This is a genomic window from Methanobrevibacter intestini (assembly GCF_047402955.1).
GTDB lineage: Archaea > Methanobacteriota > Methanobacteria > Methanobacteriales > Methanobacteriaceae > Methanocatella > Methanocatella intestini.
In genome coordinates this window covers 1,384,265-1,397,341 of sequence record NZ_CP187956.1, presented here as the reverse complement: position 1 = coordinate 1,397,341, position 13,077 = coordinate 1,384,265, and the positions used below count along the sequence as shown (strand labels likewise).

Sequence of the window (13,077 nt, the reverse complement as noted above, 5' to 3'; positions counted from 1 at the left end):
AAAAAATTTATTAAAGCTTAAAATATAAAATTATAATTAACTTTTCTTTTTATAAAAAAATATTAAATAAGGTTTTTATTTTGATTACACAAGACATGATAAAAGATGCTGTTTATGAACTTTACAAAAAAGCAGTAATCGTTTTAGGAAATGATGTGAAAAAAGCACTAGAAGATGCTCTTAAAGTAGAAGATAATGAACTTGCAAGGTTAAATATTGAAGCTATCTTAAAGAATATTGAACTTGCTGAAGAAAAACAAATTCCAATGTGTCAAGATACAGGTTTGCCAGTAGTTTTTGTCAAATTAGGAAATGTTGAAGTTGAAAATTTAAGAGCTGGAATTGAAGAAGGAATTAAAAAAGCTACAAAAGAAATTCCAATTAGGCCAAATATTGTAGATCCTTTAACAAGAGAAAATACAAACATCAATGTTGGATCATACATCCCTCCAATAGATATTGAGTTAATAGATGAAGATTATCTCGAAATAACAATTTTACCTAAAGGATTCGGCTCAGAAAACAATAATGCTATGAAAATGGCTCTTCCAGCTGAAGGAATTCAGGGCATAAAAGATTTTGTAGTTGAATCTGTCCTAAAAGCAAAAGGAAAACCTTGCCCCCCAACAGTAATAGGGGTCGGAATTGGAGGAACCTCTGATTTATGTTTAAAATTAGGTAAAAAAGCACTTCTCGGAGAAGTTGGTAAAAGAAATCCTGATCCAGAAATAGCTAAACTAGAATTAGAAATTCTTGAAGAAATCAATAATTCAGGAATCGGTCCGATGGGTCTTGGAGGTAAAACAACAACATTAGATGTTAAAATTCTAAAAGCACATACACATACTGCAGGACTGCCTATTGGTGTTTGTGTGCAATGCTGGGCAGACAGACATGCGACAACTAAAATTTATGATAAAAAATAAAAATAGGATTGATTATTTAAAATAATCAATTTATTGTTCTTCTTTTTTTAATTTCTCAATACGAGGTCTTTTATGAGTATTGATGAAAATAACTCTTTCCCCAATATTAACTACCCTATCAGCTATTCTTTCCAGATACCTTGCAATGAAAATAATATTAACTATTTCTAATGCATCCTGGGTTTTTTCAGTTAATAATTCAGTAGTGTGGGATAATATAATATCAAATAAATCATCTACTTTATCATCATCACTAGCTAACTCTCTTGCAACGTCCATATCCTGATTACAAAAAGATCCAAATCCTCTAGTTAACATGATTTGAACATAATCAGCCATGTACTCCAAGTCCCTCATTATTTTATTTGAAACTTTCATTCCTTCAATAGTAGCTGCTGATTCTGCAATATTTCTACATAAATAAGCTATTCTTTTTACATGAGAAATAACTCTAATTGATGATTCAATATACATTAAATCTGTAGCTAATGGTTGTTCCATAGCTATAAATCTAATACAACTCCTTTCAATTTCATGACCGCAGATATCTAATTCTTTAGCTTTTTCAACAACCTCTGCAGCTTTTTCTTCATCAAAGTTAGATAATAGAGATGTTGCTTTTCTATGTAACTCTAATGTGTCATTACAATAATTTCTAAGATTTTTCTTAATTGATTCCATCCTTTCTTCAAATACATAAGTAGGATATTCCTTATTCTCCATCAAATCACCTTAACCAAATCTTCCAGTAATATATTCTTCTGTTTTTTCCTCTTTTGGATTTACAAATAGTTTATCTGTTAAACCACTTTCAATTATTTCCCCGTTTAAGAAGAAAGAAGTGTATTTAGATACCCTTGTAGCCTGTTGCATATTATGTGTAACCATAACAATAGTATACTTTTCTTTAAGTTTATGGATTAAATTCTCAATTTTCAATGTGGAAATTGGGTCTAATGCAGAACAGGGTTCATCCATTAAAATTACTTCCGGACTAACAGCAATTGTACGTGCTATACATAATCTTTGTTGCTGACCACCGGATAATCCCATTGCAGACTTATCCAATTTATCTTTAACTTCATCCCAGATAGCTGCTGATTTTAGACTTTCTTCAACTACCTGAGCAATATAATCCTCATCTTCTTCTCCATGAATTCTTAATCCATATGCAACATTATCAAATATAGATTTTGGAAATGGATTTGGCTTTTGGAAAACCATACCTACTTTTTTTCTTAAATCAACAACATCTACAGAATCATCATAAACATCTACACCATCCAGGTAAATATTACCATTATGACTAAATGTTGGAATTAAGTCATTCATACGGTTAATTGTCCTGATGAATGTAGATTTACCACAACCTGAAGGTCCAATAAGTGCAGTAACAGAATTCTCCGGAACATCCATATTTACATTTTTTAAAATTTGAGCATCCTCAAAGAATGTGTTTAAATTTCTAACTTCCAATTTCATTATTTATTTCCCCATAATTTTCTTTTGATATCTCTCAACAATTAAATTAGTTGCAACAGTTAATATTAATACAATAATTACCAGTACTGCAGCGGTTCCATATGCATTCTGGAGTGAAACACCTTCAGTAGCTAATACATACAAATGAAGCGGCAAAGGCCTACCTGGATCAAATATAGATATAGGTACTGTTAATGCAGATCCTACAGCATACATAACTGCAGCTGCTTCAGAAATAGCCCTAGTCATAGCTAAAATAACACCAGTAATTATTCCAGGTAATGCTGCAGGCAATATAACTGAATAGATAACCTGCCATTTTGTAGCACCTAATCCGTAACTTCCTTCTTTATAGGAATTTGGAATGGAGGTTAATGTAACTTCAGCAACTTGGAAAATAGTTGGAATAGCCATTAATGCTAAAACTAATCCTCCAGATAATATGCACCAGCCTAATTTCAGGAACACAACAAAAAATGCTAAACCAAATAAACCAAATACAATAGACGGAATTGAAGCTAATGTTTCTGATCCGAAGCGGATAAATTTGATAATTTTTTGGTTTGATGCATATTCTGACATGTAAATAGCTGCACCAACACCTAATGGAGTAGCTATTACTGCAGCAATGAAAACTACATATATACTTGAAATAATCATAGGGAATATTCCGCCTTCTCTTCCTGCATCAATCGGACCTGAGAATAAAAACTCAAAATTAATAACCGGAATTCCTTTAACAAGAATATAACCTAATATGATAATTAATATAAGTAATGTGATAACACCAGATAATACAAATACACCATTCATTATTTTCTGGGAAGTCTTAGGAGAACAAAAACTCTTCATTCAATCCCCTCCGCACCAATACCATATTTATTTTGAACATAATTTGCTACTAATAATAAAGCTGCGATTATAATAAATAATACAACAGCAGTACCGAATAATGCATTATAATGTAATCCGGTTGCATAACCCATTTCCAATGCAATATTTGTTGTAAGTGTCCTAACCGGAGCAAATATTGATCCTGGAACTTGAGCAACATTACCTGCCACCATAATTACAGCCAAAGTCTCACCAATCGCCCTTCCAATACCAAGAATGATTGCGGTAATTATTCCTGGCAATGCAGATGGGAAAATTATATGGCGAATTGTTTGCCAATGAGTAGATCCAAGACCTAATGCGGCTTCTCTATACTCACCAGGAACTGCTTTAATTGCATCCTGGGAAACTGATATGATTGTTGGTAATATCATGACAGATAAAATTAAAGCAGCTGTAAATACACTAAATCCAGTACCTCCAAAATTTTGACGTACAATAGGCACTAAAACTGTTAAACCAAAAAATCCATAAACTACTGAAGGAATTCCAGATAATGTTTGGATAACCGGTTTTAAAAACAATTTTATTTTATCAGGAGCTATTTCTTCCATAAATATAGCGCATAATAAAGATAATGGAACAGCTATCACCAATGAAAGTAAAGTTACAAATATTGAACCTATAATCATTGGGAAAACACCAAATTGACCATCATTAGGAGCCCAGTTACTGCCTGTTAAAAAATGGAAAAATCCATATGACTGAAATGCAGGAATTGCTTCACTAACAATAAATGCCAATATAACAAAAATAACAAAAATGGAAAAGATTGCTGTTATAAACAATCCTTTCTCAATAAAAAATTCACTAAAGTTTTTAGTTTCCATCAAACCACTATGAATCTATTTTGAAGTTTTAATAATTTTTTCATCAGCTAATACTTTACCACCATCATCACTTAATACCCAATCGATGAAGTTTTTGGTCTCGCCAGTAGGTTCACCATTGGTTAAGAATAAGAATGGTCTTTGAAGTTCGTATGAACCATCTGCAATAGTAGCATCAGACGGTGCAACTCCATTTACATTAACTGCTTTAATATCATCACTAATATGAGCATAAGATACAAAACCAATTGCATTAGGATCTTGGGAAACAGATTGTTTTACTGCTTCAGTAGAACTTTGAACAACAGCATCATCTTTAATTTTGCTGTCACCCATAACAATACTTTCAAATGCATCTAAAGTACCTGAACCTTCTTCACGTGTGATGACATTTATTTTTCCATCACTTCCACCTACTTGATTCCAGTTGGTAATGTTACCAGAGAAAATTCCTTGAAGTTGTTCATCGGATAAATCTGAAACTTGGTTTTGAGGATTTATTGCAATTACAATTCCATCTTTTCCTAATTCATATTGTTTTAAGGAACTGTTATTGTCTAAAGCTTTTGAACACATACCAATATCAGCAGATCCATCTTCAGCACTTTTGATACCTACACTAGATCCTCCACCTTGCACATTGATTTGAGCATCAGGGTGTGATTCTTTATAAACTTCTACTAACTTTTCAGCAACAGGTTGAACTGAGGTTGATCCTGCCACTTGAACTTTTGATGATCCTGCATCTGCAGAAATAATCAAAGCACCTGCAATTATAACAATAATTGCTATAATACCAATTAAATATTTATTTTTCTTTTTCATTTTTCTCCTCACATAACTATTTTAACAAAGCCATATATAAATGTTGCTTTTTGTGAATAAATGTTCTCAATTAGTGAAATTAAGGTCTTAGAAGACTGTATTTTTTATGAAATAAAATTCTCAAAAAGTGAATAAAAATAGAAAAATAAAAAAATAATGAGATTACCTAAATGTGCGAGGAGTGGTAGATCTAGGTATATTCTTATGGAATTCAATAGCTACATCAATAATTTCTATAGAAATGTCCCCTATTCTTTCAAAGGCTTTAACAACCCTAAATAAGTACATAAAATAATTAGAACGTTCTTTTTCATCAAATGAATTTTCAGCCATTTGAGTAGCTATTATATTAATGGATTTGTTTTGAAGCATATGCATAGATTCTTCAAAATCCATAATATCTTCTTTAAGATTAGTTTTTCCTTCTAAAAATGCAAGCATAGCTGATCTGATCATCTTTTGAGCAGTTTTATACATTTTCTTTAAATTTTTAAGAATAGTTTCATCAACTTCATAAACATCTTCAATTACGAACTTTGCAATATGCCCGCAATAATCACCTATACGCTCCAAATCATAAGCCACTTCATTATAAAGCATAGATTTTGATAATTCAGAATGCTGATTAATACTAACAATAGTTTCAACAGATGTTCTTACTTTTTCAACCATATTATTAGTAGTATAATCCATTTCTAAAGCAGCATTAGCTTTATTTTCATCATATTCATAAACAGCATCAAATGACTCCTGTAATTGAGATTGAACATGTTTAGCCATGTTAGACAACATATCATTAACTAAAACATATCCTGAATCATTACTTGGAGCATAATCTCCAAAAGATTCTGCTAACTTTTCGTATACTTTTAAATCAACCATGTATGCTCTTTTAACAGTTCCATCTTTTACAAGAGGCTGAAGTAGCTGAGTAACATAACGGCGTGTTATCCCCAGTTTTTCAGCTATTTCATCTTGAGTAGCGGGGTTTTCATATAAGATACAATCCAAAATATCTTTCAATGTTTTATTTTTTTTACTCATACTATCTACTTTTTATAGTCATCTAAAAACTCATTAGTTTCAAATTGAATGTTTTCAGAAGATTTGTTTATTTGATTTCGTCTAACTTTATGTGTTACTGGTTTTTCCCTATAACCATGCTCCCTATAACTACTATCCCTTGAAGATACATTCCTTCTGTTTTGATGAATTTGTATTAACTTAAGGTCGTCCAAATTTTGTTGACTAACTGGACGTTTTTTAATTTCGCTTTTAGCTTCTTTAGCAGACATTAAAATCTTATAAATTACTGAGGATAATAATATAAATGCAATTAAAGCTATTGGGAAACCAAAATAATGGAATATATAATATAACACTAAAAATCCACTATCACAGAAACCTTTAGCTAAAAATATCAATCCAATAAATGCAATTAAACCTCCATGAGATTTTTTAATAAAATCGGGTTTTAATACAAATGGATAAACACTCATAGCTAACAAAGAGAAACCTAAAACTCTATATAAATTATTATCTGCAACATTTTGAAGAGATAAATACACATTTAAAAATGTTGACGGTAAAAATCCCATTTCAGACAACATAGCAAAAATTAACAATAGCTGAATTAATGCCATAACAATTAATGGAAATGAATATGCTATTTCCCACTCAAAATTAGCTTTAAGCTTTGCATTATCAACCGGTTTTTGCAATGCTTCTGAAAGCACATTGTAAAGTACGGAAGACAATACAGAACCAATAATAGTCCCCGCAACTCCAAGCACTGCAGTAGTAATAGCTACAAATGCTGAAATAAAAGCCACTAAAATAATTTTTGAATGATTCAAATTTTCACCTTCATTATATTTAATATAATTAAAAAAATGTAATAAACATTTTTATCACTTATTACATTTTATTATTTAATTAATTTATAAGTTTAGGTTTATACAATATTAAATGCATTTGGGACTTTATTTAAAATTTTATTACTAATGCCGAGAACTGTTGAAGATATAATAGAACTGTCTGCTTGATTGGCACTATTTACATCACCATCTCCAGGAATAATAGTTGCATCTAATGCATCCTGTAAATTCTCAACAGTCATACGTTGAACCCATGGGTCTGCATCAGAGATAATAATTTCATCAACTTGCTTATCTAATTCATTAGCTATTACCCAGGAAAGGAACCTTCCACCAAGCAATGCTACACTATTTCCATTAACAGAATTTACAATATCATTTAAATCATTTTTTAAAGTAAGATTTTTATACATTTTTGAATTAATTAAAGTAGCCCAGTGTGCATCCCCAACAGTATATGCACCAATCTTTTTTGGATAAATATAATCTCTTCCAGCTATTTTAATAGCTGTTGTAAGAGGTATTAAATCTTCTTTTAAAACCGGGACCTGAACATTAGGATTATGGACTTCTTCCTTCATTATTTGCATTATTCTTGGAAGGCCGAATTTACCTCTTCTTGCAGTTCCAGGTTCATAACCACACATATATCCATGATGATTTTTTGGAAAACCAGTTATAATAACATTCAGACCTGATCTGAGGCCTACTCTACATTCCCTTTCATAAGCACCATTAGTACCTACAACTTTACCTGGACATAATATTCTTGAAGCTGCAACTGCTTTTGCAAATGCTTCAACAGGATTTTTAGCAGCATTATATGGTCCTCCTTCAAGTACAAAAACATCCGCACCTATTTCAATAGCTTTTTCAAAACCGGTAATGAGATCATCATAACCATCACCAATAAACATGATGGCTTCAAGGCCTCTCTGATATTTTTTAGCCAAGTCGGCTATATCAACTGCTTCTCTGTAAGGTGCTGCATGACCTTCACCAGTTTGCTCACTAGTTAAATTAATAGCTACTGAAGAGGATAATTTTACCCATTCTTCCTTATCTGAAGATTCTGCTTTTTCCTTATCAATTAATCTTTCATGAATTCTGTCTCTCGGACATTCAGTATAAACCGGTCCTTTATTATAACATTCACCACCACATCCTACAATATTTTGTGGAAGTCTCATAGGTCCGTTTTCACCAAAATGATCTAAATCAAGTGGAACATCAACACTATCATATACCTTCCTCATTACTTCAATGCCACGCATCCCATGTTTTTCAGCAATATCTGCAAATGCATATGCACAAATATGAATAGGCAATCCCAACATATCTGATAAACGGCAGTTTCCAAGTAATTCCATTAATTCCAAGTCAGATGCACATGTTCCAACAACAGCTTCAGTTAAATCACAGCCTAATGGAAATCTTTTAAATTTCATTCCCAATTTCATTGTGTCCTCTAAAGACAATTCAGAAATTGCATCAACAACTTCAACTACATTTTTATCCATTTTAGATAATTCAATAGCTGCATCGTCATCAACAATAGCTTCTTTAATTAAATCATACATTTGATTACAACCTCTAAATTTAATTAAATATATTATATGAACATATCAAATAAATAAATTTTGTTTTATAAGTTAAGAACAATTTATTTCCAATAGCTAAAAATATCCTAACTTAAGTACGATAATAAGTTTTTAAAAATCGCATATAAAAAAACAAGCTATAACGAATAGAATTATAATAGCAATACTTAAAAAAAGGCCAAAATAACTTAAAAAAATCAAAAGTAATACAAAAATAAAAAAACGAAAATATAAGTTAATACTACTAAAAAAACAGATGTAAAAACTTATATATTGTAAAGATATAATAATTTAATTGTTACTACAACTGCTGAATTCAGCGAAAATTATTTAAAAATTAGAATAGATGTTTGCTAACAAACATGAAGTTCTTTTATATAATTAATAGGGAGATTATTAAGGCACATTTTAAATAATTATTATGTAGTAAATGTTTTTTAAGAAACTTAAAAAATAAAATGTATATATGTTTTAAAGGAGACAAAATAATGAAAGTAGCAATTTTAGGTGCAGGATGTTACAGAACTCATGCTGCAAGTGGTATTACAAACTTTACAAGAGCTTGTGAAGTTGCAGAAGAAACCGGAAAAGAAAAAATCGCAATGACTCACTCTACTATCGAAATGGGTGCAGAATTATTACACCTTGCTGGAGTAGACGAAGTAGTTGTATCTGACCCTGTATTTGACAACGACTTTACTGTAGTAGATGACTTCGATTTCCAAGAAGTAATTGCAGCACACAAAGCTGGTAAAGCAGAAGATGTAATGCCTGACATCAGAGCAAAAGTAAATGAGTTAGCTGAATCCCTCCCTACACCACCTAAAGCAGCTATACACTTCGTAGATCCTGAAGATTTAGGAATGAAAACCATGAACGATGATGCAGCAGCAGTAGCTGACGCTGACTGGGTAATGACCTGGTTACCAGAAGGTGGAATGCAAAAACCTATCATCGAAAAATTCGCAGGAGAACTCAAAGAAGGAGCTATCCTCACTCACGCATGTACCATTCCTACCACCGAATTCAAAAAAATATTCGACGAATGTGGAGCAAACGTAAACGTAGCTTCATACCACCCTGGTGCTGTACCTGAAATGAAAGGTCAAGCATACATCGGTGAAGGATATGCTGATGAAGCATCCATCAAAACTTTATTAGAATTAGGTGAAAAAGCAAGAGGATCTGCATTCACATTACCTGCAAACTTATTAGGTCCTGTATGTGATATGTGTTCCGCTGTAACTGCAATTACTTACGCAGGTATCTTAGCTTACAGAGACACTGTAACTCAAATTTTAGGTGCACCTGCTGGATTTGCACAAATGATGGCTAACGAAGCTTTAACCCAAGTTACTGCTTTAATGCAAGATGAAGGTATTGACAAAATGGATGAAGCTTTAAACCCTGGTGCATTACTCGGTACTGCTGACTCAATGAACTTCGGTCCATTAGCAGAAATCGTACCTACTGTTTTAGAAAACTTAGAAAAAAGAAGCTAAGTGAAACACTTAAAATAAGTTCATGTTGATTTTATATCAACATATGAAACTTATTTTTTAATAATTGAGTCAAATTAGCTATTAAAAAATAAGTTTACTATTTTTATACGGATTTTTATTATATTAATATTCTCAACCGAGGGTTCGAAATTGATTGATGAAATTTTAAAAAAGGCTGTAAATAATAAAAAAATAAGTGATGAAGAATTTCTTCAATTATTAAAAATAAATAAAGAAGAAGACTTGAAAAAATTATGCGAAACTGCTGTCGCTATCAGAAACAAACATTCAAAACTAATTAAATTGACATCAACAGTACATATTACAAATAAATGTACCATTCAACCAAGATGCAAATATTGCGGATTTGCACCAAAAACCTCTAGCGAAGGATATTATGATTCTTTTTATAAAACAGATGAAGAAATACTTAAAGCTGCAATATCCATTGAAGAAGCAGGAATCCCTAGAGTAAGCTGCTCTGGAGGTTACGGTTACAAAGGCAAACAAGCAGTTAATGCAACAGAAATTGTTAAAAGCAATACTTCTTTAGAGATTTTAGTAAATGTTGGAGGAGATTTAACTGAAAAATCAATTAACCAACTGGCTGATTTAAATGCAGATACTGTATGTTGTAATTTGGAAACCATTAATGAAGATGTTTTTAACTTTGTAAAACCTGGAGAAACCTTAAAAGACAGAATTGAAACCTGTCAAAGAGTTAGTGATGCCGGAATTGAACTTTCATCAGGATTATTAATTGGACTTGGAGAATCTCTGGAAGACAGAATAGCTCACTTACGTTATTTAAATAATTTTGAAACACTTGGGGAAATTCCAATAATGGGATTTAACCCATATAAAGATACTCCAATGGCAAATCATCCACCTTCCCCACTGGAAGAACAGCTGAAAATTATTGCAGTAGTACGTATAATGTATCCTGAGATAAGGATTACAGTACCTACTCCAACTATCGGTCCTAAAAATGTGGAATATTCTTTAAATGCTGGAGCTAATAATTTAGCTACCGTGATAGCTGATAATTATCCATTAGAAGTAAAAGGTGTAGGATCCCCTATTTGCGGAAACTATGATGATGTGGTTTCTGTTATAAATAAATTAGGATTAACACCACAAAGAATTTGAGGCTAAACTATGGCTTTTGAAGAGATGATTAAAAAGGCATTAGACGAATCCAGAAATAACTGCCGTTTAGGAGATACTTTAGATGAAGTACAGGAAATTCAAAACTATATTAAAAATGCTGAAAAGATTTATATTCCAAACAAAAATGGAATTAAAGTTGATGTTTTAAATAAAGTTTTAAGAGAATATAATTTACCTGCCGCCAAAATACTCAAAATAAACACCAATGAAGCAGACAGCAATCGCAGCCCTGCTTTTGCAAAAGCTATTATGGCATTGGATGTGTGTGATGCTGATTTAATAATAGCAAGAGGTCGTTTAGGATTGCCAGGTTCAGGATCACTTTTACTTTTTGTAGATAATAAAGGAAGAATACTGACCTGCGGAACATCCCCATCTCATGCAATTAGTCAAAAAACTCTTGAAGATGCTGTGTATGAAGAAGCAAATGAGGCTCTGCAAAAAATCGGATTTAAAAAAGAAGGCTAAAATATGGATGTTGACACAGGAATAACTTCTGAAGTTTTTACTATAAAATCTGAAACCAGACTAATAGATATTTTTAATAATATAATTAACAAAAAATCTGAAGCTTGTCTAAATTATATTGATAATTTGAATTTAGATAAAAACACTAAAATTGTTGTTGTGGGAACTTATTTTACTGGAATGGGAATTGTCAAAAAATTAAGCGAAAAATACAACAATATTCTGCTAATTGATATTTATCCTCACTTAAAAGAATTATTGGACACAAATATTGGTGGAAATTATAAAAACAGTATAAATTTTTCAACAGATCTGGAGCTGATTAAAACTGGAGATGTGGTTATTGACACTACAGGTTTTGGAGGATTAAATGTTGAACAGTCATCTGAAATTAATGCTGAAGTATTTTTAATAGAAGACCCAGTAGCTGAAGATAATGATAGCTTACTTAAAGATAAAAACAATATTCATGAAAGAATAAATTCAGTTAATTCATCAAATAAAGCTATCCTAAAAACTAAAGGAATAAATACTAAAACATCAGGAACAATGACTTTAACTATTGGTGTTTTGACAAATGCATTACAGGAATCCCAAAAAAGGGAAGGTGTTCTTTATAGTGCCTGCGAAATGGGCTTTTTTGAAGAAGTTATTTTCAAAGAAAAAAATATTCCAAAGTTTGTCGAATTAGTTAGCAAAAATGCTATGAAAATATCAACTATCGACCCTTTCAGCTGTGATGATTTAATAAAAACACAATTAGATAAAATTGAATCTAAAATGATTTAAATGAAACTTAAAGAAATTATTGAGTTTATAGATGAGAATATACCTAAAAATCTGGCTTTAAAAAATGATGAAATAGGTTTTAGAAAAGAATATGATTTGAATCAGAATATAAACTCCATTGAAATATTTATGGATTTATATCCTGAATTTGATACTCAAAAAGCAGATACTTTAATTCTAACTCATCATCCACCATTATTCAATCCGAAAACACCAACTTACACAATTCATTCAAATTGGGACATTATTAATGGAGGAGCTAATGAAGCACTAGCTGAAACATTAAAATTAGATGTTATATCACCATTTGACAAAACTACAAATATTGGAAGAATCTGCAAAACAGACAAAACATTTGGTAAATTTGAAAAAGATATTTCAGATAGTTTTAAAGAAATCAGAATTGTAAATAAACCTCCCAACAACAAAAAACTTAATAAAATTGGAATAATTTCAGGCTTCGGTCTTAAAAATCCAGAGTATGTCACATTAGCCAAGAAATTAAATTTAGATTTACTGATATCTGGAGATTTAACTCAGGAAAGTGCAATTTTAGCTAAAAACTTGGATATTACTTTAATTGACCTGGGCCATCACAGCAGCGAAGTTCCCGGATTATACAAATTAGAAGAATTGTTAAAACCGCTTAATGTTAAATGTGAAGTTGTTAATATAAATCCCTGGGAAAATATATAAAATATAATTAGAATAAC

Annotated in this window: 14 protein-coding genes; 6 read left to right on the top strand and 8 right to left on the bottom strand. The window is 31.4% G+C overall.

Annotated features, from left to right (window positions below):
• Positions 1-80: 80 nt before the first annotated feature.
• Positions 81-926, top strand: coding sequence for a fumarate hydratase (locus ACMC9J_RS06410; protein ID WP_019264492.1), 846 nt, complete (start codon positions 81-83; stop codon positions 924-926).
• Positions 927-956: 30 nt separating this feature from the next.
• On the opposite strand, the gene phoU is transcribed toward ACMC9J_RS06410, so the two are convergent.
• The 8 genes from phoU to hmdC form a co-directional block, all read right to left on the bottom strand.
• Positions 957-1,649 (bottom strand): phosphate signaling complex protein PhoU, encoded by a 693-nt coding sequence (gene phoU, locus ACMC9J_RS06405; protein WP_019266431.1) that lies wholly within the window; start codon positions 1,647-1,649, stop codon positions 957-959.
• A gap of 9 nt (positions 1,650-1,658) precedes the next feature.
• Positions 1,659-2,408, bottom strand: a complete 750-nt coding sequence (gene pstB / locus ACMC9J_RS06400) for a phosphate ABC transporter ATP-binding protein PstB (RefSeq protein WP_019264494.1) — start codon at positions 2,406-2,408, stop codon at positions 1,659-1,661.
• 3 nt (positions 2,409-2,411) lie between these two features.
• On the bottom strand, positions 2,412-3,260 hold the full coding sequence (gene pstA / locus ACMC9J_RS06395; protein WP_427003081.1) for a phosphate ABC transporter permease PstA: 849 nt from the start codon (positions 3,258-3,260) through the stop codon (positions 2,412-2,414).
• The gene (gene pstC, locus ACMC9J_RS06390; RefSeq protein WP_019264496.1) at positions 3,257-4,132 is read right to left on the bottom strand and encodes a phosphate ABC transporter permease subunit PstC; all 876 of its coding nucleotides are present in this window, start codon (positions 4,130-4,132) and stop codon (positions 3,257-3,259) included. Before pstC ends, pstA begins: the two co-directional genes overlap by 4 nt.
• A gap of 15 nt (positions 4,133-4,147) precedes the next feature.
• Complete coding sequence (locus tag ACMC9J_RS06385; RefSeq protein WP_019264497.1) at positions 4,148-4,957, bottom strand: phosphate ABC transporter substrate-binding protein; 810 nt, start codon at positions 4,955-4,957, stop codon at positions 4,148-4,150.
• Positions 4,958-5,119: 162 nt separating this feature from the next.
• Positions 5,120-6,001, bottom strand: coding sequence for a phosphate signaling complex PhoU family protein (locus ACMC9J_RS06380; protein WP_019264498.1), 882 nt, complete (start codon positions 5,999-6,001; stop codon positions 5,120-5,122).
• Between the two features lie 5 nt (positions 6,002-6,006).
• On the bottom strand, positions 6,007-6,813 hold the full coding sequence (locus ACMC9J_RS06375) for a hypothetical protein (protein WP_019264499.1): 807 nt from the start codon (positions 6,811-6,813) through the stop codon (positions 6,007-6,009).
• 98 nt (positions 6,814-6,911) lie between these two features.
• Positions 6,912-8,414: a 5,10-methenyltetrahydromethanopterin hydrogenase cofactor biosynthesis protein HmdC gene (gene hmdC / locus ACMC9J_RS06370; RefSeq protein ID WP_427003080.1), complete on the bottom strand. Its 1,503-nt coding sequence runs from the start codon at positions 8,412-8,414 to the stop codon at positions 6,912-6,914.
• A 509-nt stretch (positions 8,415-8,923) separates the two neighbouring features.
• On the opposite strand from hmdC, the gene hmd reads away from it, so the two are divergent.
• The 5 genes from hmd to ACMC9J_RS06345 all read left to right on the top strand — a co-directional run bounded on the left by hmd (position 8,924) and on the right by ACMC9J_RS06345 (position 13,060).
• Positions 8,924-9,937, top strand: a complete 1,014-nt coding sequence (gene hmd, locus ACMC9J_RS06365) for a 5,10-methenyltetrahydromethanopterin hydrogenase (RefSeq protein WP_004032326.1) — start codon at positions 8,924-8,926, stop codon at positions 9,935-9,937.
• Positions 9,938-10,087: 150 nt separating this feature from the next.
• Positions 10,088-11,086 carry a 5,10-methenyltetrahydromethanopterin hydrogenase cofactor biosynthesis protein HmdB gene (gene hmdB, locus ACMC9J_RS06360; protein ID WP_019264501.1) on the top strand — a complete coding sequence of 333 codons (999 nt, stop codon included), beginning with the start codon at positions 10,088-10,090 and terminating at the stop codon, positions 11,084-11,086.
• Positions 11,087-11,095: 9 nt separating this feature from the next.
• A complete protein-coding gene (locus ACMC9J_RS06355) occupies positions 11,096-11,575 on the top strand; it encodes a DUF3236 domain-containing protein (protein ID WP_019264502.1) in 480 nt (159 codons plus the stop codon).
• Positions 11,576-11,578: 3 nt separating this feature from the next.
• Entirely contained in the window at positions 11,579-12,364 is a 786-nt protein-coding gene (locus ACMC9J_RS06350; protein ID WP_427003079.1) for an SAM-dependent methyltransferase HcgC family protein, read from the top strand.
• The gene (locus ACMC9J_RS06345) at positions 12,365-13,060 is read left to right on the top strand and encodes a Nif3-like dinuclear metal center hexameric protein (RefSeq protein WP_019267726.1); all 696 of its coding nucleotides are present in this window, start codon (positions 12,365-12,367) and stop codon (positions 13,058-13,060) included.
• Positions 13,061-13,077: the final 17 nt, after the last annotated feature.